Source organism: Photorhabdus hindustanensis, from assembly GCF_002968995.1.
Taxonomy (GTDB): domain Bacteria; phylum Pseudomonadota; class Gammaproteobacteria; order Enterobacterales; family Enterobacteriaceae; genus Photorhabdus; species Photorhabdus akhurstii.
In genome coordinates this window covers 142,906-168,739 of record NZ_PUWT01000023.1, presented here as the reverse complement: position 1 = coordinate 168,739, position 25,834 = coordinate 142,906, and the positions used below count along the sequence as shown (strand labels likewise).

At 41.4% G+C, this 25,834-nt stretch carries 25 protein-coding genes and 1 pseudogene; 14 read left to right on the top strand and 12 right to left on the bottom strand.

Going from position 1 to position 25,834, the window contains the following annotated elements; translation table 11 throughout:
• The first annotated feature begins 150 nt into the window (after positions 1-150).
• From C6H66_RS09745 to C6H66_RS09730, 4 genes are all read left to right on the top strand, one after another.
• Positions 151-1,074: a PhzF family phenazine biosynthesis protein gene (locus tag C6H66_RS09745; RefSeq protein WP_105395458.1), complete on the top strand. Its 924-nt coding sequence runs from the start codon at positions 151-153 to the stop codon at positions 1,072-1,074.
• Positions 1,075-1,260: 186 nt separating this feature from the next.
• Positions 1,261-1,539 carry an antitoxin of toxin-antitoxin stability system gene (locus C6H66_RS09740; protein ID WP_105395457.1) on the top strand — a complete coding sequence of 93 codons (279 nt, stop codon included), beginning with the start codon at positions 1,261-1,263 and terminating at the stop codon, positions 1,537-1,539.
• Positions 1,536-1,748: a type II toxin-antitoxin system RelE/ParE family toxin gene (locus C6H66_RS27415; RefSeq protein WP_422615602.1), complete on the top strand. Its 213-nt coding sequence runs from the start codon at positions 1,536-1,538 to the stop codon at positions 1,746-1,748. Before C6H66_RS09740 ends, C6H66_RS27415 begins: the two co-directional genes overlap by 4 nt.
• Before the next feature lie 234 nt (positions 1,749-1,982).
• Complete coding sequence (locus tag C6H66_RS09730) at positions 1,983-2,891, top strand: LysR family transcriptional regulator (protein ID WP_046394435.1); 909 nt, start codon at positions 1,983-1,985, stop codon at positions 2,889-2,891.
• A gap of 57 nt (positions 2,892-2,948) precedes the next feature.
• On the opposite strand, the gene nemA is transcribed toward C6H66_RS09730, so the two are convergent.
• On the bottom strand, positions 2,949-4,061 hold the full coding sequence (nemA, locus tag C6H66_RS09725) for an alkene reductase (RefSeq protein ID WP_105395524.1): 1,113 nt from the start codon (positions 4,059-4,061) through the stop codon (positions 2,949-2,951).
• 540 nt (positions 4,062-4,601) lie between these two features.
• Positions 4,602-5,450 (bottom strand): alpha/beta hydrolase, encoded by an 849-nt coding sequence (locus C6H66_RS09720; protein ID WP_248000645.1) that lies wholly within the window; start codon positions 5,448-5,450, stop codon positions 4,602-4,604.
• 166 nt (positions 5,451-5,616) lie between these two features.
• Here C6H66_RS09720 and C6H66_RS25895 point away from each other — a divergent pair, with 166 nt between their 5' ends.
• The 8 genes from C6H66_RS25895 to C6H66_RS09685 all read left to right on the top strand — a co-directional run bounded on the left by C6H66_RS25895 (position 5,617) and on the right by C6H66_RS09685 (position 16,824).
• Positions 5,617-5,790 (top strand): hypothetical protein, encoded by a 174-nt coding sequence (locus C6H66_RS25895; RefSeq protein ID WP_181150174.1) that lies wholly within the window; start codon positions 5,617-5,619, stop codon positions 5,788-5,790.
• Positions 5,791-6,024: 234 nt separating this feature from the next.
• On the top strand, positions 6,025-6,936 hold the full coding sequence (locus C6H66_RS09715; RefSeq protein WP_181150173.1) for a glycoside hydrolase family 18 protein: 912 nt from the start codon (positions 6,025-6,027) through the stop codon (positions 6,934-6,936).
• A 191-nt stretch (positions 6,937-7,127) separates the two neighbouring features.
• On the top strand, positions 7,128-10,574 hold the full coding sequence (locus tag C6H66_RS09710) for a molybdopterin-dependent oxidoreductase (protein ID WP_105395454.1): 3,447 nt from the start codon (positions 7,128-7,130) through the stop codon (positions 10,572-10,574).
• A 649-nt stretch (positions 10,575-11,223) separates the two neighbouring features.
• Complete coding sequence (locus C6H66_RS09705; RefSeq protein WP_046394432.1) at positions 11,224-12,336, top strand: hypothetical protein; 1,113 nt, start codon at positions 11,224-11,226, stop codon at positions 12,334-12,336.
• Positions 12,337-12,569: 233 nt separating this feature from the next.
• Entirely contained in the window at positions 12,570-13,901 is a 1,332-nt protein-coding gene (aptA, locus tag C6H66_RS09700; RefSeq protein ID WP_105395453.1) for an omega-aminotransferase AptA, read from the top strand.
• Between the two features lie 189 nt (positions 13,902-14,090).
• Entirely contained in the window at positions 14,091-14,543 is a 453-nt protein-coding gene (locus C6H66_RS09695) for a cytidine deaminase (protein ID WP_105395452.1), read from the top strand.
• 121 nt (positions 14,544-14,664) lie between these two features.
• Positions 14,665-15,858 (top strand): DmpA family aminopeptidase, encoded by a 1,194-nt coding sequence (locus tag C6H66_RS09690; RefSeq protein WP_046394429.1) that lies wholly within the window; start codon positions 14,665-14,667, stop codon positions 15,856-15,858.
• 186 nt (positions 15,859-16,044) lie between these two features.
• Positions 16,045-16,824: a DUF4184 family protein gene (locus tag C6H66_RS09685; RefSeq protein WP_105395451.1), complete on the top strand. Its 780-nt coding sequence runs from the start codon at positions 16,045-16,047 to the stop codon at positions 16,822-16,824.
• 47 nt (positions 16,825-16,871) lie between these two features.
• Here the strand turns inward: C6H66_RS09685 and C6H66_RS09680 are convergent, their stop codons facing one another.
• From C6H66_RS09680 to C6H66_RS09665, 4 genes and pseudogenes are all read right to left on the bottom strand, one after another.
• The gene (locus C6H66_RS09680) at positions 16,872-17,141 is read right to left on the bottom strand and encodes an LCI fold-containing protein (protein WP_105395450.1); all 270 of its coding nucleotides are present in this window, start codon (positions 17,139-17,141) and stop codon (positions 16,872-16,874) included.
• An 850-nt stretch (positions 17,142-17,991) separates the two neighbouring features.
• Positions 17,992-18,534, bottom strand: a complete 543-nt coding sequence (locus tag C6H66_RS09675) for an MltR family transcriptional regulator (protein ID WP_046394426.1) — start codon at positions 18,532-18,534, stop codon at positions 17,992-17,994.
• A 267-nt stretch (positions 18,535-18,801) separates the two neighbouring features.
• Positions 18,802-19,614, bottom strand: a pseudogene (locus tag C6H66_RS09670) (PTS transporter subunit EIIC); the annotation flags it as partial.
• Positions 19,615-20,121: 507 nt separating this feature from the next.
• Entirely contained in the window at positions 20,122-21,141 is a 1,020-nt protein-coding gene (locus C6H66_RS09665; protein ID WP_046394423.1) for an alpha/beta hydrolase, read from the bottom strand.
• A gap of 160 nt (positions 21,142-21,301) precedes the next feature.
• Between C6H66_RS09665 and C6H66_RS09660 the strand changes: the two genes are divergently transcribed.
• Positions 21,302-21,724, top strand: a complete 423-nt coding sequence (locus C6H66_RS09660) for a MarR family winged helix-turn-helix transcriptional regulator (protein WP_036806164.1) — start codon at positions 21,302-21,304, stop codon at positions 21,722-21,724.
• Between the two features lie 226 nt (positions 21,725-21,950).
• On the opposite strand, the gene C6H66_RS09655 is transcribed toward C6H66_RS09660, so the two are convergent.
• The 6 genes from C6H66_RS09655 to C6H66_RS09630 form a co-directional block, all read right to left on the bottom strand.
• Complete coding sequence (locus C6H66_RS09655; protein ID WP_036780625.1) at positions 21,951-22,172, bottom strand: type II toxin-antitoxin system Phd/YefM family antitoxin; 222 nt, start codon at positions 22,170-22,172, stop codon at positions 21,951-21,953.
• A gap of 273 nt (positions 22,173-22,445) precedes the next feature.
• Positions 22,446-22,853 carry a type II toxin-antitoxin system HicB family antitoxin gene (locus C6H66_RS09650; RefSeq protein WP_046394422.1) on the bottom strand — a complete coding sequence of 136 codons (408 nt, stop codon included), beginning with the start codon at positions 22,851-22,853 and terminating at the stop codon, positions 22,446-22,448.
• Positions 22,854-22,904: 51 nt separating this feature from the next.
• Complete coding sequence (locus C6H66_RS09645) at positions 22,905-23,087, bottom strand: type II toxin-antitoxin system HicA family toxin (RefSeq protein WP_065391865.1); 183 nt, start codon at positions 23,085-23,087, stop codon at positions 22,905-22,907.
• Positions 23,088-23,651: 564 nt separating this feature from the next.
• Positions 23,652-23,945 (bottom strand): type II toxin-antitoxin system RelE/ParE family toxin, encoded by a 294-nt coding sequence (locus tag C6H66_RS09640; RefSeq protein ID WP_105395449.1) that lies wholly within the window; start codon positions 23,943-23,945, stop codon positions 23,652-23,654.
• A complete protein-coding gene (locus C6H66_RS09635; protein WP_011146500.1) occupies positions 23,938-24,180 on the bottom strand; it encodes a type II toxin-antitoxin system ParD family antitoxin in 243 nt (80 codons plus the stop codon). The genes C6H66_RS09640 and C6H66_RS09635 overlap by 8 nt, the downstream gene beginning before the upstream one ends.
• 293 nt (positions 24,181-24,473) lie before the next feature.
• Positions 24,474-24,905: a cupin domain-containing protein gene (locus tag C6H66_RS09630; protein ID WP_105395448.1), complete on the bottom strand. Its 432-nt coding sequence runs from the start codon at positions 24,903-24,905 to the stop codon at positions 24,474-24,476.
• Positions 24,906-25,244: 339 nt separating this feature from the next.
• Here C6H66_RS09630 and C6H66_RS09625 point away from each other — a divergent pair, with 339 nt between their 5' ends.
• On the top strand, positions 25,245-25,826 hold the full coding sequence (locus C6H66_RS09625; protein ID WP_046394418.1) for a beta-class carbonic anhydrase: 582 nt from the start codon (positions 25,245-25,247) through the stop codon (positions 25,824-25,826).
• Positions 25,827-25,834 lie beyond the last annotated feature (8 nt).

The following is a 25,834-nucleotide window of genomic DNA, read 5'->3' as shown; positions in this document are numbered from 1 at the left end:
TTATTCTTTTATTATAAATTGCCGTATTAATAATATAGATGTTTAAATTAAAGGATAGGGTAAAAGCTGCTTTTGAGAAACCATGATAGTCCTGATATATTTTTCCAGATACACTGCTAAACCACCTTTACATCATAAAAAGGAAATTTTATGTCTCTCGTACCATTTAAGCAGGTTGATGTATTCACTCACCAGCCTTTTAAAGGAAATCCCGTTGCCGTTGTTATGGATGCCAAGGGACTGACACCGATACAAATGCAAGCTATTGCTAACTGGACCAATCTTTCCGAAACTACTTTTGTTCTTCCCGTAGAAAACCCTCTGGCAGATTACCGTGTACGGATTTTCACTCCCGGCAGTGAACTTCCTTTTGCCGGTCATCCCACGATCGGTACCGCACATGCTCTGCTTGAAGCCGGATTAATTCAGGCGAGAGAAGGGCGTATTGTGCAAGAATGTGGAGCAGGGCTAATTACGTTAAACGTTACCGAAATGCAACCCGGTCAACAATTAATTACCTTTGAACTGCCAGAACCGACTATCACATTGCTTAGCACCGAACAGATAGATCGCCTTGAAAGCATTCTGGGTTGCCCGTTAGATCGCGCGTTAACACCGGCACTTATTGACGTGGGAGCTCGCTGGATTGTCGCTCATACTATTGTCGGTCATACTATTGTCGGTCATACTATTGTCGGTCATACTGCGGGAGCAGAAGCCGTGCTGGCAGCGGAACCTGATTATGCCAAATTGTGCGAGCATGACACGCAAATGAACGTCACCGGAGTTTGTCTGTATGGCGCCTATTGTGAGGGGGCGGAAGCTGATATCGAAGTACGCTCTTTCGCCCCATCATGCGGTGTCAATGAAGATCCAGTTTGCGGTAGTGGAAACGGCAGTGTTGCCGCATTCATGCACTACCACAAAGTAGCGATGATTGACGATAAAATCGTTCATTCATCACAAGGCAAAAAACTTGGCCGTCAGGGAAGCGTATGGCTCAGCCATTCCGACGGTAAGATTTTTGTCGGCGGTGGTGCTGTGACTTGTATTAATGGCGCCATTACAATCTGAAAAAAGTTATCAGCCCTAATATCCTAATATGTAGTTCAGAAAGGGCATTTGTTTTGTCGGAAAACAGAAGTTTTCCGACAAGCGATATTGATTTCAATTCTCTCTAATTATGCTAGAAAATCGCGCAAAGTAATGAGATTATACATACTTTATTAGTACAGAATAATAATGTTAGGGGGTTAGCTCATGACGAAACAAGCTGTTTTTACGATGAAATTAGAACCTGAACTACGTGCCGAATTTATGGCTGAAGCCGAAGCTGCTCACCGCCCAGCCTCACAGGTGCTACGCGAACTTATGCGCGAGTTTATTCAACGCCAACGTGAGGAACGAGAATACGATAAATTCCTATGTCACAAGGTAGAAGCCGGGCGAGCCTCAATGCGTGCTGGTTTGGGCCAATCTAATGATGAAGTCGAAGCCGAGTTTGCCGCACGGCGTGCCAATGTGATGGACCAAGCGTGAAAGTTATTTGGACACCCGAAGCGAAGCAAGACCGCTCTGACGTGTGGGACTACATCGCAGCCGATAACCCATACGCGGCGGTCAGAATGGATGAACAGTTTAGTGATGCAGCATCCAATCTTGCACGACATCCCATGCTTGCGCCGGCCAGGGAAAATGCCAGGCACTCGCGAGCTGTTTCCAAACGAGAATTATCGCCTGGTATATGAGATCAACGGAGAAATAATATGGATATTGACGCTTATCCATACAGCCAGACAATGGCCACCTATGCACAAAGTGAAGTAATAGCGGCAATCATTGACGATAAACGCTGAACTTTACTTATCAATGACTATCACTGATAAAAGACAGAGTAGGAGAGCCAGACTGTAGCGCATATTCAAAAAATAAAGTTATATAACGAGCAGGCGATCCATCTTCAGAGTGTCTTAGGAGCATAAATGGAATTAAACCGAATCGGTGATATTGCGGCTTTTGTTGCTGCGGTACGGGCAGGAAGTTATACGCAAGCGGCGGGGTCTTTGGGGCTTACTCGATCCGCTATTGGTAAGAGCATTGTGCGCCTGGAGACTCGCTTAGGCGTAAGATTGCTGAACCGAACAACGCGCCGGCTTAGCCTGACAGATGAAGGACGTATTATGTTCGAACGCTGTCGTCAGATTCTTGAAGACCTCGAAGAGGTGGATAACACGATGGCGATGCGCAGGGTAAACCCAACCGGGACGCTGAAATTAACCGCACCGATCTCCTTAGGAAAGCGCCATATTCTTTCCTTGCTGGAAACTTTCCTGAAACGCTGGCCTGATCTACGGGCAGATATTGCCTTTACTGATCGTTATGTTGATTTGATCGAGGAAGGGTTCGATATCGCCATCCGCATTGGTAAACCAAAAGATGATTCTCGTATTCTTACACGTACTATCGCTACTCAGTGGATGATTACTTGTGCGTCACCGGATTATTTGGCCCGACGAGGCGTACCTGAAACACCACAGGCGCTACATGAACATGACACTATTTTCTTCCTGAGTGCGGATAAACGCCGTACTTGGCGTTTTGAGACTGCGGAAGGAACCTACGTTTTCGAAGGGCCGGGACGCCTAAACATAGATAGCGCGGAAGCCATGCTCGAATCGGCGCTGGCAGGGTTCGGTATCATTCATCTGCCTAGCTATGTTGTTGGTCGGGATCTTAATAACGGTAAGCTTGTCCCCTTGTTGGAAAATTATCATGTTGAACCTGAACCCATTCGAATCATTTATCCAAGTAAAAAACATCTTTCCCCCCGTATCCGGGGATTTATCGACCTACTAGTAGAGAACTGGGAAGATGGTATGCCTTGGGAGTAGCAGGTGAAAGCGCTTTAATGGCGGTGATCATCACCGTCATTAAAGCGCACAGTATGATTACGCGCTTAACTGCTTTAAGGTAGGATAATCGATGTACCCTTCAGGGCCATTAGCATAGAAGAATTCTGGACGTAGCTCATTCAAGGGTGCATCAATTCGCAGGCGCTCAACTAAGTCAGGATTGGCGATAAAGTTTCGCCCGAATGCCACTGCATCAATTAATCCTTTCTCAATCAGTTTCTCCGCTTTCTCGGCAGTATAAGCGCCTGCCGCAACAATAACACCGGGGTAAGCCTCGCGAATAGTTCGACGAAATGCTTCGCTGAAAGGTTCTCCTCCAGCCCAATCAGGCTCGGAAATATGCAGATAAGCCAGATTACGCTTTGCCAACTCCCGGATCAGATAAATAGCTGCTTTCTCCTCATCTTCGTAGTGATCCAGACCATTGTATGGCCCTAACGGATAGATACGGATGCCAATCCGATCAGAACTCCAACTTTCAATAGCCGCATCCACCACCTCCAGTGCGAAACGCGCACGATTTTCAATACTGCCACCATATTCATCATCACGTTGATTAGCAGAAGGAGACAAAAACTGATGAATAAGGTAACCATGTGCAGCATGGATTTCCATCATGTCAAAGTTAGCTTCTTGTGCATTGATGGCTGCCTGACGGAAGTCATTGACAATTTGGTGAATTTCATCTTTCTCCAGAGCACGCGGCTTAGAGGTGTCAATTCGAATCACATTGCCTTTAGCGTCTCGCACCGAAGTCCGCGCGTTAGCCGATATCGCAGAAGGTGCCACAGGGGCTAGTTGCTTCGGCTGGAGAGAAGTGTGAGACATTCGCCCCGTATGCCATAGTTGCACGTTGCTAAGACCACCAGCCTGATGAATTCCTTCATTGATTTTCTTCCAAGCGCTTATCTGTTCAGGAGTATGCAAACCGGGCGCGCCTGAATAACCTTTCGCCTGAAATGAAACCTGCGTCGCCTCAGTGATGATCAATCCGGCGCTAGCACGTTGACGATAATATTCAGCCATCATTGGCGTGGGAATATCGCCGGGCTCAGTATTTCGTAAGCGAGTAAGTGGCGCCATAAAAATACGATTGGGCGTAGTAATAGCACCTATTTTTAGTGGATTGAACAGATGGGGAAATTTCATAAATCCTCCTTTATATGAAACTACGAGATCCAAATAAGAAAACGTAATTGCATTATTTTTTTGGTGAGAAGAAGGGTAATTGGTAGGAAAGTTAGGTTCAATAGTTTTAATTTGACGCACCAATTCGGTGAATTCATAATGCATTGTTTTAATTAATTTTAATTTCAATTAGGGAGAGTATGTACCTTAATATGGGAGCGATATTCCCCAAGTTACCAATAATCAAACCTCAGCATTGGCTCAATGGCATTAAGTAACATCGGAAGAACTTAATATGAAATTCATTTGATTTAACTGAATAATGAAGGGAAGGGGAATTAAGAGTAGATATATTGAGATAAAGTCAAAGGCTGTTTATTATGAAAAATCTAATTTGCTAGTATTTTCGAAATGCCATTAATCAAGTCCTGGGAAGCAAAAGCGGCCATCATTCATATTGATATTATTGTAGAGGCGATTACCAATTGCCCTTATCCTGATGATTCCAGAGCGCCATCGGGCCAATTTTTATCAAATTGACCCGATAACAGATGATGCTTTTCAACAAAAGCGCGACTTTTTGTAGAATATTTCAACGGATGGCGTCACCGCAGTCATATGTATTGCACCATGTACCATTCCCTCAATAGTTTCAAGCTGCACAGACACACCTGCATCTCTTAACTGCTGTGCATAAGATTCTCCTTCACTTCTTAACGGATCATATTCGCAAAGCAAAATAGTTGCATCTGGCAATCCTTCAAAATGCGTTAAATTAGAAGGAGAGATAAGTGGATTTGTTCTGTTGTTGTACTCATTGATGTATGACTGCCAAAAGAATGTCATCTTCTGTTTTGTCAATACATAGCCTTCACCATATTTATCGTATGAATCCGTTTCCATTGATGCATCTAATGCTGGATAAAATAGCAGTTGATGACAAATAGCAGGCCCTTTTTGGTTTCGCGACATCAAACAAGCTGCAACGGCGAGATTACCACCTGCGCTATCACCACCGACCGCGATTTGTTGTGTATTGATGCCAAATTCTTCTGCATGATCAGTGATATAGCATAGAGCTGTATAGAAATCCGTTAGTGGTACCGGAAAAGGATTTTCGGGGGCAAGCCGATAGTCTACGGAAAAGATAACGCAACCTGTTGATTCAGCCAGCTTACGGCAAGGGCGATCCCAAGCATCAAGACTTCCTACGCACCACCCACCGCCATGAGCATAAACCAGCGCGGATTTATCACTCATCTTTTCTTTTCCACTGGGTACATACATGCGAACAGGAATGGGGAAACCATCCTCTGCGGGGACAGTAAAGCTACTATTATATGTCGCATCGTTCCATTCACCCTGCTGTTGGATAAGAGCATGTTCGAGAACGATTCGAAGTTGTTCCAAGGAGGAATTTTCTCCTATTGCAATCTCAGGTGTAGAAGCAAGCCATTTTTCAACATTTTTATCAAGCGGCATAATAATGATTCCTCTGTAAAAAGGTGATTGCCAGTGGCAAAATTGTTCGGGGCATTATTCAGTAACAAAATAGCAAGCCTTTTGGAGTGTTTCTGTGATTAACATAATTCTGTCAGATATTAGCACAAGCGTGAGTGAGCTTAAAAAGAACCCTATCCCTGCGGAACTCTATGAACAGAAGCTTGATGCTTTGGACGATCAAGAGCTTATTCGACTGGTAAATGAGCGTAGAGAACAGGCATTGGTTGATGTAGATCTAGATAATTAACCTACTTTAAATGTCCTGTGACACCTGAATTACCTCAATCTGGGGGGGCATCATCTCCCCATTACTGGTTTGATAACAACAGATAAACCTTAACTTAACTAAAGAAAGATAATATGCCCGTTTCGCAGGCAATTGGCAGACTGACGAAATCATGATGAGAAAGGAGATTTCGAAATGCTCCAAAGATGCCAGCGAATTTTATGGTGTACTCATTCCAAGATAAGAGGTTTATTCATGATCTTAAAAAATATCAATTTGTTGAAAATTGCACTTATCGTTGCCTTTGCAACGAATCAATCTTTTGCAGCAAATAATAATGTTGCATTCCTAAACAATCCTTCACCGCAACATGTCAAGGATATTGGTAATTTTGTTGTGAAACGGACTGAAAAACCATTTTTTTCCGATGTTATATTATTCGCAGCCAACATTAATAGCAGCACCTCTAATAACCCTGTGCTGTTTTACAACAATGAAATAAGTTCGATACTCAAAGAAAATATTTCCCTAGTACGCAATTTGCAAAAAAAGGGCATCAGAGTTCAACTATCCTATCTAGGCAATCATCAAAATGCAGGTTGGTCATGTAATATGAGTCAAGCAACGGCAACGAAACTTGCCGATGAAATGGTAAATGATGTCGCTAAATACGAGCTGGATGGAATCAACATCGATGATGAATATTCAACATGCTCCGGTAACCGTCAATCCTTCTATTGGGTAGCGGATGCGATCAAAAGCCATCCAAAATTTGCCAATAAGGTACTGACCAAAGCCCTATGGTCAGATTATATCTACTTCAAGGAACCGACCAACATAGCAAACTTACTGGATGCAGGTTACGAGATGACTTACACCAACGCCAGTGTCAGTAAGCTGGCTCCGTACGTTAACTTCGGGATGAAGAAGGAAAATTTGTTATTGGGTGTCTCCCCCGAAAAGAATTCGGTATCCACAGTACAGAATATTACCCGCTCGGTCATCAATAATGGATATAGTGGGATGATGGTCTGGTCACCTAATACAATATTTACAATTGACCAAGCATCTCAATATTACACCCAAATCATCAAAGCAGAAGAAGGAATAAATGAAGAAGTTATCTATGTCCCGGATACAGCAAAGGCAATGCAATCCAGTCAATAACATTAATATGCATTAGTTTAAACGGATAGAAAATTCAAAAACTTTCTATCCGTGAAATCATTCACTTAATTCTCTATTACAATGAAATTAATCATTTGGTTAATTAAGAAGGAACCAGTAATACGTACTGGTATCAATCATCCGAAAAAACCACAAAGTAAACATTGTGTGAAGCTATATGAGGTTATCTTATGAAGAGTGAGTTTAAAGAAGGATTTTGTACTCTCTGTAGATCAAGATGTGGCACTGTCAACGAAGTTTGTAACGATACACTGATAAAAATCAAGCCGAACCCGAATCACCCGACCGGCAATGCCATGTGCATGAAGGGTAAAGCTGCACCAGAATTGGCTCACAGTCCTAACCGGATTCTTTATCCTCTTCGTAGGACAAATCCCAAAGGAGATGCAGATCCAGGCTGGGAAAAAATCACCTGGGATGAAGCTTTGAAGTATGTTGCTGAGAAACTAGCTTTCTATAAGGCTGAGTCTGGTGCAGAATCGGTTGCTTTCTCAATCACCTCACCAAGTGGAACACCTCTTAGTGACAGCCTTGAATGGATAGATCGCTTCGTTCGAAATTTCGGCAGCCCTAACGTCTGCAATGGTACAGAGGTGTGTAACTGGCATAAAGACGAGGCACATAAGTTTACCTTTGGGTGCAGTATTCCTGTGGCTGATTACAGAAATGCCGAGCTGATCATTTTATGGGGGCACAATCCAACAAATACATGGCTTGCGCAAGCAGAAGCTATTGGGGCGGGAAGAAATGCAGGCGCCAAACTTATCGTTGTAGATCCCAGATATACGGCTCTTGCTAAAGAATCTGATAACTGGCTCAACATCAATCCTGGGACGGATGCCGCATTAGCCCTAGGGCTAATAAATATCATCATAAACCGAAGAGGATATGATCAGGCGTTTGTAGCACGGTGGACGAACGCCTCATTGTTAGTACGAAATGATAATGGTCTTTTTTTAAGAGAAAAAGATATAAACATTTCAGCTAAGAAAAACAGGTATGTTGTCTGGAATAACATAACTCAGTCTCCGCTAGTGTATGATATTCACGAAAATGTGCCATGTGATGAAAATGATAATTATGCTTTATTCGGCGAATTTTCAATTAACTCCGCAGAAGATGTAAATAAAAAAATACAATGTAAATCTGCATTCCAGCTACTTATAGATGAGTGTCAACAATATACACCTGAATATGTAGAAAAAATCACAGGTATAACTAAAGAAAAACTCCTATATGCAGCAGATTTAATCATGTCTTCCAAACGCATTGCTTATCATTCCTGGACTGGTGTGGCTCAGCATACCAATGCAACCCAAACTGAACGAGCAATTGCCGTGCTGTACGCCTTAACGGGGTGTTTTGACACGCAGGGAAGCAACAGAGTGTACAATAAGCTTCCAGTAAATCTTGTGAATGCCCGCAGGCTTATGCCGAAGGAACAGCAAGAAAAAGCACTTGGCTTTAAGGAAAAACCGTTGGGGCCACCACTAGATGGTTGGATAACATCACAAGATCTATATCAAGCAATCTTGCACAAGCGGCCTTACCCTATTAGAGCTATGATGGCATTTGGTACGAATATGTTGTCATCTCATGCTGACACCAAAATTGGGATAGAGGCGCTAAAACAGCTTGAATTTCATGTTCATTGTGATCTCTTTGAAACGCCCACAGCACATTATGCTGACATCTTACTTCCCGTGAATACGCCTTGGGAGAGGGAGGGACTACGTGTAGGATTTGAGATTTCAGCCGAGGCAGAGGAGCTGGTTCAGTTAAGACAAAGAATGATTTCACCTCGGGGAGAAAGCCGGTCAGATAATGAAATTGTCTTCGACTTGGCCTGTCGCTTAGGCATGAATGAGATATTTTTTAATGGCAGCGTTGAAGCGGGATGGAATTATATTCTTGAGCCTATTGGCTTGACCGTAGAGACGTTAAGAAAAAAGCCGGCAGGTATTTCAATTCCATTAATTCAGCATGATCGGAAATACGCAAGCATCGATCCTGTAAAGAACACAGTTAAAGGTTTTGATACCGAAACAGGAATGGTTGAAATCTATTCTGAGAAATTGTGGCGGCATGGTTATCCACCACTACCGATATATGCTGAACCCAAAGAGAATTTAAACTCTGAGTCACATTTCCCTTATCGACTGACCTCGGTAAAAAATGGCTTCTATTGTCATAGCCAACAGAGAAGTTTAGCCAGTCTACGTAAAAAATCACCTTATCCGAAACTTGAGATAAACAGTCGATTGGCCGAAGAGAAAGGTATTAAAAATGAAGATTGGGTAGAAGTCATTACCCGCAACGGCAAGGCACGTTTTAAAGCATCGTTAGATAATAATATTTCTTACGATACGATAATTGCCGAGTTTGGTTGGTGGCAAGCGTGTCCCGATTATGGGAAAGAGGGTTTTCCCGTTATAGGAAAAAACAGCAGTAACTATAACGCACTTATTTCTGACAACTCTTGCGATCCTATCAGCGGCGCTTCTCCGCTCCGTTCATTCCGCTGTGATATTAAACTCGCAGAAGATGTCAACCCGGGGAGAAGACCGTGGCAGGGCCGTAAAACGTTTCGTGTTGTAGAAACAAAACCCGAAGCCAAAGGTGTTAAAACGGTTATTCTTGAGTCAAAAGATGGAAGCATGTTGCCTGATTATGAACCCGGTCAGCACATCACCGTACAAGCTGCTATACCAGGACAAGATGACCCTGTTATCAGGGCCTATTCTTTGACAGGAGCGGCAACACTCAACAATAGAAAAACTTACAGTATCTCCGTAAGGCACCAAAAAGGCACAATGTCTGGCGGAGAGAATTTTGAAGGCATCATGTCTTCATACATTAATAGGGCATTGGTCGCAGGAGCCGAGGTGAATCTGACGCCTCCGGGAGGAAACTTTATTATTCCGCTTAATGCTAAGCAACCTGTTGTTATGTTGGCAGGAGGAATCGGTATTACGCCATTTATAAGTTATCTTGAATCTCTTCCAGCTAACGGTGAAAAGCCTGAACTCTTATTGCTGTATGCTAATCAAAATAGCAATACACATGCCTTTTCTAAAAGGCTAAAAGAGCTTGAATCAAAAATTAAGCAGTTGAAGGTAATCAACTGTTACAGTAATCCGCTGCCAGTGGATATTGAGGGTATTAATTACCAGCATCATGGATATATTACTGCGGATGCGGTTCCTGAAACGCTGATTAAACAGCAAGCTCGTTTTTACATGTGTGGCCCGGTTCCTATGATGAAAACCTTCGAAGAAGGTTTACTCACTCGAGGCGTTCCGCCTTTTGATATCTATAAAGAAATATTCCGATCGCTAACTCCGGTAAAAATTAAAGATGGGAAGAGTTTTGCAGTTAAATTCGAAAAATCCGGCGTACTTCTTGAATGGTCTCCTGACAAAGGGACACTCCTTAATTTTAGCGAAAAAATGGGTATTAAGATGGCAAGTGGATGCCGGGTTGGACAGTGTGAAAGTTGTGCTGTGAAATTAAAAAGCGGAGAAGTGCAACACTTGAATGACGTAGAACCTTCAGAGCAAGGGATGTGCCTTACTTGTCAATGTATACCTATCACTGATATTTCCATTGATGCCTAAAAAAATACTAAGGTAACTCGCAGAGGCGTTCAGGGAGAAATGTACGATGGTGACATTTCTCCCTCACTCATTGTCGAGGTCACTGATGCCGTCAAAAGGATAGGGGACTTAGAGTTTGTATCTAGTGAAAATTAAGTCCATAAAATAACCTGCATATATTTAATTGAATTTATTGAAAATAAATTTAAGCTTGATTTTAGTGAGTTTTTATCATACCCAAAATAGTCAATTCAGCATTCAGAACTATTTAAATTACAGGCTAAAATATCAGGTACAATCTTAAACGTAATCATATATTTGATAACCTAATATCCCATATAAACACCAGCCTCATATCTTTTAATAACAAAATATGTCAGTCTGTAATAAAATAAATAACGACATAATTAATTTATATTAATTAAGTTAAATTGGATTTTTAAATTCCCTGTACTATTCTTTTCTATAGCAGCTTTTGATTTATATAAACCGCCTCTGCCTTTGCAATATAATTAATTGCTGCTACAGATCTATATGATTATCACGGCAAACATAAATAACCTGACTATGTTATTTATATGACCTGCTATACCTGTTATGTAAGCCAATGAGCTAATCACATAACTCTAATATTCTATTTATAGGATTTATAGGATTTATAGGTGAAATTATGTCAGCAGAATACAAGATTTATATCATTAACCAGCAAGATAAAAAGAAAAAGTTTTGGTGCTTTCTTAGTGAACCACAATCAGAAGTAAGTGATAAGGTGTTTGCTAACTCATCAACTTATATGACATTATCTAAGTATGAAATAGGAGATGAAAACGCTTTTACTATTCCGCTTGAATTTAAATTGAAGGCTAGTTCACACAATAAGGTAGTAGGTATGAGCTCAAAAATATCTACTCATTCCCTAAAAGATATAGAATTAGGTAGCATATGGAAGGCAGAATTTGATTCTAGCGACGAACATATAAACCCATCTTTAAGTAAGTTGAGTGAAGAAACTGAACCAAACCAAGTCGGAATTAAAATAAATGGTTTCGATTTGACAGAGCAAGAAATTAATCAGTGGTATAGCTGTCTTACATTTGGTATTAAATCAGGAGCAGGTTTTATTGGCTATTCCTGGCTCCCATCACCTAGCGACACATATCACATTCAGCCTAAGATAAAATTTTATGTTAAAACTGGAGAGTATATTGAGAATCAGCTTATCAAAATGAGTGACGTGTCTAGCGATTCTGCATTTATTACAGAAGAAAACTTTGATAAAAGAAAGGAATGTACAGTTATTTATACGACTACCGGGGAGTGGAAAGTTAAACCTGGTAAACCTTCACAGCTACTCCATGATAATTCATTAGTGGAAAGTTTGGTTTCTGCCCATATCAATTTAACTGCATCCCATTCTGCGTTAGTTGAATTGGTCGAAAAGAACTATAGTGAAAATAACTCCAGGCAAGAAAAAAGAGTATCCGATATTGAAGAAACTACTCTTTGGTACATAAGTGCAGTTATTACCCTTGTTGCCGGTGTTACTTACAAAATGTTAGTGCCAATCTTAAAGCAAAAAATAGTAAGTTATTTGTATGGAAATGACTTTGAATTGAAAGAGATAAAGATTGTTGAGTCTGGTATTGAATTTACATATTCATTAAAAGAGGGGGGCATTTTAAGAGGTAATAAAAATAATGAACACCTGTTAGATATAACCAAGAAGGCTTTGGACTATGAAAAGGGAGAACATCTTATTCAAAGCTATAAGATTACAGATTAAAAATTATAAAATAAGTTTATTCATCTTATTATAATTTCTTATAGGGCGGCATCTCCGCCCTATATTTTTCTCTATTCTACTTTACAACTGTAAATAGGTTAAAGATTAAATATAAAGAACTTAAATATTTAATTGCGTCCAATATTATTTGCGATCTAATAATATGCGTCATTATTGGAAAAAATAGGAGGTTGAACTAAACTCAAATTTCATTCTTTTGGAAGGAGTTATCCATGTCTAAAACCCACTATTCTGAACCATTAAACTTAAAATCTCACTGGATGCCATTCAGTGCCAACCGAAATTTCCAACGCGATCCACGCCTTATCGTTGCTGCCGAGGGAAAATGGCTAAAAGACGATAAAGGACGCCAGATTTATGACAGTCTGTCCGGTCTTTGGACCTGTGGAGCGGGCCACACCCGGACAGAAATTCAAAAAGCTGTCGCTGCCCAATTGAGTACCCTTGATTACTCACCAGGCTTTCAATTCGGTCATCCCTTATCGTTTCAACTGGCAGAAAAAATTGCCAATTTAACACCCAGTGATCTCAATCACGTCTTTTTCACCAGCTCAGGTTCTGAGACTTTAGACACCTCAGTCAAAATGGCACAAGCCTACTGGCGTGTGAAAGGCCAACCCACGAAAACCAAACTGATTGGCCGTGCACGTGGTTATCATGGTGTCAATATTGCGGGTACCAGTTTGGGAGGGATTGGCGGCAACCGCAAAATGTTCGGACAGTTGATGGACGTAGATCACTTACCCCATACGCTACAGGCCAATATGGCATTTACGCCAGGTATGGCAGAAACCGGCGGCGTAGAGTTGGCCAATGAGATGCTCAAGTTGATCGAACTGCATGACGCCTCCAATATCGCGGCGGTCATTGTCGAGCCTGTGGCCGGTTCCGCTGGCGCAATTATTCCGCCCAAAGGGTATCTACAACGCCTGCGTGAAATTTGTGATCAACATAATATTTTGTTGATTTTTGATGAAGTTATTACTGGCTTTGGTCGTATGGGGCGCTGGACCGGCGCTGAATATTTTGGTGTGACGCCAGATATTCTTAATTTTGCCAAACAAATTACCAATGGTGCCATTCCTCTGGGGGGCGTAGTGGCAAGCAGTGAAATTTATGAGGCATTTATGTCTCAACCACTGCCGGAACACCTTGTGGAGTTTAATCATGGTTATACTTATTCGGCACACCCGGTAGCTTGTGCCGCAGGGTTGGCAACCTTGGATCTGCTGGATAAAGACCACCTTATCCAGCGCTCTGCTGAACTTGCCCCTCATTTCGAAATGGCCCTTCACTCTCTCACAAACTGCCCAAATGTGACCGACATTCGCAACTGTGGCTTGGTGGGGGCAATTGAATTGGCTGCCCGTGACGGTGATGCCGCTGTACGTCCTTTTGATGCCAGTATGATACTTTGGAAAGCGGGTTTTTACGTACGCTTTAGCGGTGATACGCTGCAATTCGGGCCTATGTTCAATGCTGAACGAGCTGATTTGGATCGTCTTTTTGACGCTGTTGGAGAAGTATTGCATTACATCAACTAAGGAGAGGGATGAACATAAAGGGTATCAATATGCCATTATAGAAAGTCTGTGTGACAAAACAAAAAAGTGGCTTTTATAACTGATACAGAATTTAACGCTCACTTGATCGGTGAGCGTTATTGATAGTGACAAAAAGAAATAAGAATCTTCAACTTTAAAACAACAATTAGAGGTAATGAGAGAATAGGCATGGTCTCGAACAACGAAAACGTCGTTCTTAAAGAAGAAGATGTTTCCCTAATTGAAGCTGCAAGAGCGGCGATCATATCTCGATACAAACCGGATTGGCATGTTGTGGGTGCCGCGCTGCGTCTGCGCTCTGGCGAAATTGTAACGGGCGTGCATCTTGAAGCAAATGTTGGTCGTATCGCAGTTTGCGCAGAAGCCATTGCGCTTGGACGCGCTGTGACGGAATACGGCTCTGCCGACATCGACACAGTAGTGGCTGTTTATCACTCTCGTGACGGAGAGATTAATATCGTGTCCCCATGTGGTATGTGCCGAGAACTGATTTCTGACTATGCGCCACAAGCGATGGTGCTTATTCAAGATGAGGAACTCAATTGCGTGAAGCGCCCAATCATGGACTTACTCCCTGCTAAATATCAGCGGAATATCACAATAAATTATGAACCTGAATAATATAATCACGTAATTGTGCAAAAGACTATATCGACTGGTCAAAAACGAATCCTTTTCGTATTAGATCTTCGTGTTCTGAATCTTAAACCTTCGAGTTAATTTGGTATAACAAGGAGTAGTTATGAAAATATTAAACATTATAATTTTATCTATATCGACAGTGATAGCTTCTAACGCTTTAGCCAATGAGATTAGAGCAAGGGATTTAGGCATTCCTTTCTCTGGAGTAACCGGGAAATATAATGCGATTACAGATGTTAGTGGTGTAGAAGTTGGCTATTCAACCATAATAGAAGGCGATGGAAAGCTAGAGGTTGGCAAAGGCCCAATAAGAACAGGCGTTACAGCTATATTGCCAAGAGGAAAGAAATTTAGCCCGGTATTTTCTAGTACATTCTCTTTAAATGGAAATGGAGATATGACCGGCAATCAATGGGTCAAAGAAAGTGGTTTCCTGGAAACGCCAATATTAATAACCAATACTCATAGTGTTGGTGTTGTTAGAGATTCAACAATTAGCTGGATGTTTGATAATAATCTAACGTCACCACTAAAAGATGATTTATTTTGGTTATTACCTGTGGTTGCAGAAACGTGGGATGGAATATTAAATGATATAAACGGTATGCATGTAAAGAAAGAACATGTATATCATGCGTTGAATAGTGCAAAATCAGGAGCGATAGAAGAGGGTAATGTCGGCGGCGGAACGGGAATGAACCTTTTTAAGTTTAAGGGAGGCACAGGAACTTCATCAAGAATTCTAGATAAAAAAGATGGCGGATATACTGTTGGCGTTCTTGTTCAAGGCAACTTTGGCGATAGGGACGATTTGATTATTGCAGGGATTCCAGTTGGTAAAGAAATACAGGATCTCAAGCCGATATATCATGGAAACAAGAAAGAAATAAAGGATGCCGGTTCTATAATCGCAGTGGTAGCTACAGATGCACCATTAGCTCCTCACCAATTAGATAAAATAGCTAAACGGGTATCTCTTGGATTGGCAAAGGTCGGTGGGGTGGCCAGAAATACCAGCGGTGAGATATTTATTGCATTTTCAACCGCAAATAGTGATGCATTCTCTAGAAAAGATATAAGAACAATAAAAATACTGTCAAATGACAAACTAGATCCTTTGTATGAAGCCACAATAAATGCAACAGAAGAAGCAATAATTAATGCGATGATCGCCGCCAAAAAAATGGTTGGGAGAAATGGCAATACTTCGTTTTCTATTCCTAAAGATAGAGTTCAAGAGATATTAAAAAAACATAATGTCTTAGCTCAGACTCAATCTGACACTTCAATTTAAAAGAAACGAGTTACCGACTTTGATTAAAGGTTCTAAATCTGAAATCGAAATCGGTAACTACCATGCTTCAACAATACGATGTAGTATTGGAAATCTCTAAATTCATCTGCGGTAATTGTTCAGAAGAACGGCCAATGGTAAAATTTCCTATCGCAGACTTTAACATTTATTTCAGGATTTTTCGCAATGCCGTGGACATTTTCACATCCAGCAGCCGTTTTTCCTTTGAAAAGTCTTCCGGGGGGAAGGTTATTGAATTTGCCGGCGCTAATTATGGGTAGTTTGTCTCCTGATTTCTTTTACTCTGTTGGATTATATGATATAGCAACCACTGCGCATCATTTACCCGGATGGTTTTATACCGCATTTCCTTTATGTCTATTGATATTTTTAATTGTACGTCTTTTGTCATATCCTTTATCCGTCCTTTTCCCAATACCTTTTACTCGTTATGAAAGACAGGGTTATAAGGACGGAGTTGTTTTTGTGCTGTCGTTATTTCTAGGAGCTGTAACCCATATTGTCTGGGATGCATTCACACACGATAAAGGTTTCTTTGTCGAGCTAATTCCTCTACTACAATTCCGCACTTTCCATTCCATTACCAACGGGCAGGGGATAAGTATATATAAAATTCTACAGCATCTCAGTTCATTGTTAGGGTTATTGTACCTCACCATAAAGTACTGGCGATATCAGAAAACATTAGCTCCTGTTATTCAAAAAAAGAACAAAAGAAAACTTTACCATCTGATTGTTATTGGGTTTATCTCAGGTTTTTTGACATGCCCTGTCGCATTATTTTTATCCTGGGAGGTATCGGGGATAAATATAAGCAGGTTTATTTTTAAGGAACTCACTCTGTCTGTATCGGTTTTTTCTATTATTTTGGTATTTATTGCGTTATGGATAAGGTATTACTCTGCGAAGAATAAACCTGTTGAACAGGTTCAATTCAGAACATAATAAAAGCAAGATCCCCGTTAAAGATAACGGGGATTTTCAGTAGATTTTTAAATTTTGGTACCTTTATATTGAGCAGCCCAAGCAGCAGTTCCATTATATGAACATTGGAAAGCAGGCCCTTGAAAATACCATTTAATCCCATCTCTTGTAAATTGATTAGCAAACGCATTATGAGGATTAACAACATATCTTAAATATACTCGGCCATTATTTTGTGTCGCCTGAGATGGGCATTTGTCGAGTGCCGCCGATGCAGTCCCAATTCCTCCGATTAATGCTGTTGCTAATGCCCCAACTGTTAATAATTTCTTGAGCATAAAACTCTCCTTAAATAGTTTCAGAATTTACATATTTAAACATATTATTTACAAAATCATATGTAATAATGCGTGATAAATACAAATCACCACATCGATGATGTTACAATTTTAAAATTCAAAAACTGCTTATATTTTCCATCCTAGGTGGAATTAGGTTAGAAACCTAAATTCCATTTACCATAATAGTAGCAGAAATCAAAAAGGGCAAATCTAATATATAATGACAATTTATTTTCCTATAATTTTCCATGAAACCATCTTTAATATCAGTGTATTTAACCTCCCTGTAATTTATGATTTATCTCACATATTTAATCTGGAAAGGTAACAATATAGTGGTGTTTTAAATAAGGGTAAGTCGGCGCTGATAATTGAGATAGATTATATTTTAACCACTCACGCCGAATGGATTTTCTGGTAATAATGTCAACTATCCTGACTCTGGATGTTCTTAATGTGATTAACAGCAAACATTTTACTTCATATTTTTCAGAATAATTATGGTAAAAAATTCCTTTTATAATTATTTCCTTCAAATGCTATATCTATTAACTATAATACTTCCGAATAAGTACTCTCATCGTAATTATGTGGCTACCAAATAAAAACATTCATGATTCCCCAAAAACATTATTTTTATTTTCATAATAAATTCACTTTTTATATTTTCATGTAAAAAATGAATTTAATTTAAAGGTTAATCGTCAAACATAACCAAACATGAGCCTCAAAAAATACCAATGTGTTTATCCAGAAAAATGGGAGAGGAGGGTAACAACATATTATTGAGACGGAGCATCTATCCTTCTGTAATACTGCGATGCTGTCCACTTTGGCGAGTCGGGCTTTATATCCCTATTCCAATCTCCCCCGTATCCAAAATTTCGGTAACTAATACCGTCACTGCCAGCACTAAAGAAGAACGCACCATTTGTTTATATCGGTACTTTTGTAAATCAATCAATTGCTGATCAATCACATCCTCTGGCTGGTCAAAGCGCATCATTTCAGGTAAAACCCCCATACAGTGCAACATCCTGACTGGGCCGATGATTTCATCATCCGTAAATTCATAACGCTGCTGTTCTTGCTGTAACATTTCATTTAAAGCCAGAAAAAGTTCGATATCTTCATAGATTTCACGGGAAATAGCCCCAAGCGCATAAACCAATTTAAGTCTGACTGCCAGTTCGCCCAGCGGGCCATCTCCCTGGAGGAGCGGTTCAACAGCATATTTCACAGCATAATCATCTTTACGGAAAACTTTTAACATCAACTGGTCAATAGCTCCCGTTATCAGGTGGATCACTTCCTGAATAAATGGCTTGACCTCGGTTCGCTTATTGAGCCGTTCGAGGAGCTGGTTTTCTGTTTTTTGTCTATTTTCCATGATGATTTTTCACTTCACAACGACGTTGTTCCCTGTAGCTATGAAGTGAATTTTAACAGTTTTATTAAATGTAGAAATTGATTACCGTGTTCACCGCATAAGTGCCCCTAAGCGCTGATATTCACTGCATATACGCTCAATAATAGGAAACTGAACATCCAGTCGGCAAATATGGAGAACTGCCTGTTTTATACCTTCCTCGTTAATTATCCTTCTCATTTCTACAGCCTGCGGATCAGAATCACTCCTGAAATGCAAAGCCGCAGCAATACCTGTAATCAGGTTATCGTTCGCCAAATAGTAGATTTCATGAATACCACCAAGAAAATGAATGATGGCCGCCCCGGAAGCAGTATGTTGGGCATTTCCTCTGCCAAAGAACATGTAAGCCAGCAAAACACCTAACCCCGGCCCTGGATTTGCTTCAATCAGGAAGAAGATAGAGGCTCCCATTTCAGCTGCCTGATGAATCCCCAGGGGAGAGAAAATACCGTGGTTGATTGCATTGTTGAGGAACAAGATTTTTGCCGGTTCGACAACGATAGACGTCAGCGGCAGCAGATTATATGTGACTATCACGTTCACACCGGCAGCCAGAACTTTTGATATCTCAGCGATTAGAGGACCAATTGCCAGATAAGCAAGTATTGCAAGGAGCATCCCGATAATGCCTGATGAAAAGTTATTCAGCAGCATTTCAAAACCGCTTTTAACTTTACCTTCCACCCGGCGGTCAAAATGACGGATGGCAAAACCTCCTAATGGGCCTGCGATCATAGCTCCCATAAACATGGGAATCTCTACGCCGGCAATGACCCCAATGGTTGTGATAGCGCCAACGATACCACCGCGCTCGCCACCGACCAGACGGCCTCCTGTATAGCCTATCAGCAGAGGGAGCAGATAGGTGATCATAGGGTCGACAAGTCGCGCCAGCGTTTCATTCGGGAACCAGCCAGTCGGGATGAATAGGGCGGAGATAAGGCCCCACGCAATAAAAGCACTTAGGTTGGGCATGACCATATTACTGAGAAAGCGCCCAAAATTCTGTACCTTTAATTTGATATTTGATGTTACCATGACAAAACCTCGTGGTACGAGAAAGATAAGGTTTGGTAGACGTTATCGCCAAATAACGCCTGTTGATTGTTGAACACCTTCACTTTATCACGCCTTTTTTCAGATGCGTACCGCGAGGTTTTTTTGTGATTAATATCACCAAGTTCCTCTTCTTCGCCCCTTATTTATATCGCTCAGATCACATTTTACTCATGCAGAAAAATTAAATCGCTTAAATATTAATCTATAAACAAAAATAACGTGAACTAAATCACCTTTTATTTAATGGGCATTTTTCTTAAATAGAGAATTAGATCACAAAATATCTTTATCCAAAACGGGATATGACGCTCAGTGGAACGAAAACTCACGTTAAGGGATTTGATGAGTCTCGATCTTAGGATTTTCAATCGACCACTGGAAACTTCCTGATCATGAACATAACGCCCAGCAAGGGCGCTATGTTCTAAAAACTTTTGCAAGCGGGACTGCACCCTGTAAGCTATATGCCAACTCAGAAAGGTGCGGTTATTTCAGGTGTTTCTGTAGTGCTGCGCCAGCCTGTTCTATTGCCGTTCTGACTGTTGGCTCTTTACTCAGCGGATTAAGCAGACCAAAATCATGGATCATGCCGTTATAGCGGGTAACCGTCACTGGTACACCTGCTGCATCCAGCTTACGACCGAATGCCTCGCCCTCGTCACGCAGTACGTCTAGTTCAGCTGTCTGAATCAGTGTCTGCGGAAATCCTTTCAACTGGCCGGTGCTGGCTCGCAGCGGAGAAGCAAGAATATTGTTACGATCTGCGGCGCTGGTTGTGTAATTGTCCCAGAACCATTGCATCATATTTCTCGTGAGAAAATAGCCATTTTCATACTGGTTATAGGACACAGTATTGAAGTCTGCATTCGTAACAGGCCACAGCATTACGTTATAGCGTATTTCTGGTCCACCATACTGTTTCGCCTGCAAGGCAACGGAGGCTACCATATTACCTCCGACACTGTTGCCAACCAGGCCCAGACGGCTTCCGTCAACACCAATTTCCTTACCGTTCGCTGCCACCCATTTAGTGGCTTCATAAGCCTGACTGATGGCCACAGGAAAATGGGCTTCTGGAGACGCAGTGTAATCCACATACACGGCTACGGTGCCGGATGCCCTGACCAGATCACGGATTAAACGTTCGTGAGTCGGGAAATCACCCAGCACCCATCCACCGCCATGAAAGAACATGAACACAGGCAGCATTCCGATTGCGTTCTCCGGTTTCACGATTTTCAGCTTAATGTCCTGACCGTTAACGGTTATCGTTTTTTCAGATAGCTGTGCGGCAGACAGTTTTGCGCCTTTTTGTACATCCGACAGCACCTGGCGGGCTTCCTGCGGGGTCATCTGTTCTATCGGTCTGCCGTGACCGGAATTCAGAACATCAAGAAATGCCTGTACACCAGTCGTCGGTGCCGGGGAATTGACGGGTTGTGCTGCGGCGGTAGAAGTCATGGAGGCAAATAAGGCAGAGGTCAGGAGAGCAGATACTGGTTTCATAATAATCCTCGGTAAATTGTGTGGTTGTTGTGTTCTTCAGGGAAGGCTTACATCCCATACTCAAAATTAATATTGCACGAATAATACTTGTGCGCAATATACTTTTATTCAAATATTATTTATAATTTTTTATACTGATTCCCTGAAAGAGAACATTAAAATGAGCAAAAACAGCATATTAGGCGGACAATTGTGTTTCACCCTGTATTCGGTCACAAATGCCCTGATCCGCCAGTACAGGCCTCTCCTCAAAGAAATTGATCTGACTTATCCGCAGTTCATCGTGCTACTTGCCCTGTATGACCAGGACAATATTCTTCTCAGGGAACTGAGCGAGAAAACGTTGTTTGATTCAGGAACACTGACTCCACTTGTACAAAAACTGGAAGCCAAGAGGTTTTTAAACCGGGTTTCGGTTGCCGGTGATGAGCGGATGAAGAAAGTTGTACTGACTGAAAAGGCTATGGCGCAGAAAGAGTTGATAACAGCTCTTCCTAATCAGATCCGCTGCATCATGCGGATGAAAGATGAGGAACTAGAAATGCTCAGGCAACTTGCCAGAAATTTACTGGAAGACTTATAGGGGCCATGAACTGCCCCCGCTGACTACCCTCAGTTCTGGATGGCCTGAAAAGGAGAGGAGGGCAATAGTATTTCATTGAGCCTTAGCATTTGATCGTAAGGTGAGTTTTCATTAGGAAAGGGAGCTGAATTAGATATCAATAACCTGACTATAAGCCGTGAAGCTAATGAAAGAAGGCTCAGCGCCGACTAGTGGAAGGCAATAACTTCTTGAGCACTCACCCAAATCATCGGTCAGTCAACGCTGCCACTGTATGACCATGACGTTGCATCATGGCATCAAACTCGGCATCCAGCTTTGCATTCTGATACACCTCGAATTCCGCTTTACTGATCACTACGGCAGCGCTGCCGTCCCGACGGGTGATTTCAACAGGTTCACCATTGACTGCGGTATCCAGCACCACAGAAATATTGGCTCTGGCCTGAGTTGAGGTATAGGTTTGCATGGTTATCTCCTTAGGTAGAAGTAGGTGTACACATGCAATGTACATATAAAAAGTACATCATTCAACCTATCGTAATTATCGTAACACTAGAACAGGAAAGGGTACCAAAACCACCTAGTTCTATGTGAAGTTGTTCATCGTCTAAGGCTATTTAACATAATATACATTAGGCGCACTCTGGTTGTAGCACCAATATAGTCATGTCACTTTGGTATTCTGAAAGAAAAAGCCCACTATTAGCGGGCTTTTCATGGTTTTGATAGAGGGATTATCTTACGAGTGTTTCGACAGCTCACGCCGAGCCAATTCAGCCAAGAATCCGCTGCGGCTATGATACTCACGATGTGAGTTCACGTATTCATCAATTCTACCCAACAAAAGTTGGGGCATAGTAATGTTTAGCTTGACGGCTTTTCCATCGTATTTAGTTAAATCCATGTCAACATAAGCCCAACCGCCGCCGGTGCAATCTTCATTGCTTAGATGGTCAGCGACAGTTCTGGCTTGTACTGGAGCCTCTCCCTTTTCGCTCATGTATTCAAAATAAGTATCTAATGCGTTTTGAGCATCGCTAATAGCATCGTCAATGGTATCGCCAGCAAAGTAACATCCGATCACGTCTGGCACAAAACCGGAAAACGATCCGTCGTCAGCCTGATGTAAATAAATAGGATATCTCATGCTTACACCTTCTCTTTGATTAAAGAGCGGCCTTTCAACCGCTTAATTAAGTTATTTCAGTCCTGCTTGTTTAAGTATTTTATTGAACGTCCCAACCGCCAAATCTTTGCGCGGATGCGGAATTACTATCGGGCCGGGTTCCCCTGATTTCTCGAAAACATGGTGCGAACCATTGGCTCGCACAAAATTCCAGCCAACCGCTTTGATTTGCTTTATTAGTTCATCGCTAGACATTATCCCTCTCTTTAATCAAAACCAAGAGAATAATAACACCTCTCATACCCACCATCAACACCAATACCTATGGTGGGTATGAGAAATACAGTAATATATTTCCTTAATGGTCGGCACAGTCTTTTTTATTGAGGGGAAAATACCAGAAAAAATAATTTCATTGAAATGAAACCACGCTGTGCATCTATATTTCCCCTATTTATAGAAATTTTACAAACGTGTCGAAATATTATAGTTATTATTGAGGAATATAAATAAGATTCCAAAATAGCGCCACATCTTATACCACCAATAATTCTATGTATAACAATTGGTTGCATAATATCATGTGTGGCAGAATTATGAAACGTTATTTATAAAAATAAGAATATGAAAAAGTTTTTTATGATCTAGTATATAATTGTTAATTTCAATTGGAGGTTTTAAAAAATGGCTGCATATAATTTTGTTAAACAGCAAGGCTTTGATATAAACCTGTTACCAGCATTTTTAGTTTGGCAACAGGTTTTCGCTACGTGCAACTGATATGGAAATGGAGTGACATTTTAAACTTGGAATAACAACTTACTCTGGGAAGTCGAGTATATCAACATCCATCGACTGGTGAATGATGCGTGAAATGAAGATGTCGCCATCCTGCAACATGTAATAGATGGAATGCTTCTTGAACTCGAAGCGGCGCATTCCTGCGCATACCCAATCACATTCCCTGCCAATCCAGGGAGATGTGGCTAGTAGCTCAAAAGTTCTTTTCAGTTCATCGTGATAACGCCTCGCCTGATTTTGACCAAACTGCTGTATCGTATAACGGGCAATATGAAATATGTCTTCATCAGCCAACTCGGAAAACTTATACATTTAAGTCCTTCGCTGCCATTACAAAAATATCATCCATGCTGTTTTTGCTGACGGGGGAATTCAGGCCAGCCAACACCATTTCACGAACATTCTGAATACGCTGCTCGCGAGCCTCCATCAGGCGCAAAGCATCGCGGACAACTTCGGATGTGTTGCCATAACGACCAGATTGGATCATATCACCAACGAACCCGTTGAAGTGCTCACCAAGGGTAACACTAGTTACTCGTGCCATAAAATTCGTCTCTTCATTGTATTACTGAGTAATACAATTATAGCAAGGCATAACAATGATCACCAGCGGACTATGTTTGTACACCACCCGCTAGATACGGATGATTGATTGAAGACAGCGAGTACAGCCGCAAGGCAATCTGAAAGTATATCGATCTCTGGCACTATCCTGATGGGAAAAAGGAGGCAAGCCTGAATGGAGCCACACTTCCCTACCCCACTTATCTGCGCCAACAGCTCCCAGGTTGTTAAAGGTCGTCTCAAGTGTACTCTCTGCGTGCCTGAGAGTGATTTTCACTCAACGGGTTTAGAAAGAAGGATTCCTTTTTGCCCTGCGTAGAAGACCACGAGAGTAGCACCTTCTTTGCCTGTGTAACCGCGATGAGTGCTGTCAACCATCTCCGGTACCACCTCTCCCGCCTTTATAAAACGTTTTTCGCCACTGGATTTTTTCTCTGCCGTTAACACCCCGTCCAGCACGTAAGCTACATTAGGTATCGGGTGCTCATGCCAAACAAGGCTGGTATTTGGAGCAATAGTAATTTTGAGAACTGAAAGCTGAGGAGTGCCTTTAGGGTATCCCTGATAATATACGCCATCCCAAGACTTTTCAGTCTCAAGCAATTTTTCAACGCTAATACCAGCAGCATTGCTACTATGTGCTTGAGTGAAAAACGGAGCAATGAGGAAAGCAAAAGATGTAAAGACTGATATAGATAGCTGCATATGGTATCCTTGCGTATAGTGCATAAATTAGGTAGGTAAACCTGTGGAGAACCATACTCCCTCCACCATAATTCGGAATCATACCATAACCCTATGCGCACCATGATTACCTTAAAATTTTTTTAAAGTATAACTCTCTCCACCGAAAACTCCGAAAACATCATTACATCACAATGTGTGTTGAAACACTTAGGATTTACTTGACCAGTACAAAGGATACGAGTATATATTTTTCATAAATTTTTTTTATATATCTGTATTTTCAGCCTCATATTCATTTATCTAGATGGGTACCCTAGCTTTATTAAAAAGTTGATTTTCTATATGAAGGGAGGAAGGATGAGCAGTGTTATCAGAGAAATAAGTGACGCTAATATTGCATATGCAGCAACTTTTGGTGATAAAAAAAACCTTGGTTTACCTGCTGTCAGACGATTTGCCATATTGACTTGTATGGACGCAAGGTTGGATCCAGCAAAATTTGCAGGTTTATCTGAAGGTGACGCTCATGTTATTCGTAATGCAGGTGGAAGAGCCAGTGATGATGCCATTCGTTCACTTATCATTTCCTATAAACTTTTTGGAACAAAAGAGTGGTTTGTAATTCACCATACTAATTGTGGGATGGAGCTTTTTACAGACAATATCATGGGCGATCTACTAGAAAGCAGCCTGGAAAGCGCGATAATGACGGAAGAGGGATTTAAAGATGTCGGCAACGGTACAGGATCATCCGAGGGAAAATATATCAAATGGCTTACCATTAGCAATCAAGTTGATAGCGTAGTTGAAGATATTCATCGTATTCGTACCCACCCTCTTGTCCCCGCAAATATCTCCATATATGGGTACATATATGATGTGAAGTCAGGAAAATTAATTGAGGTTCCTGAAGCAACAAGCATTGCAGAAGATAATTGATTTTTCAG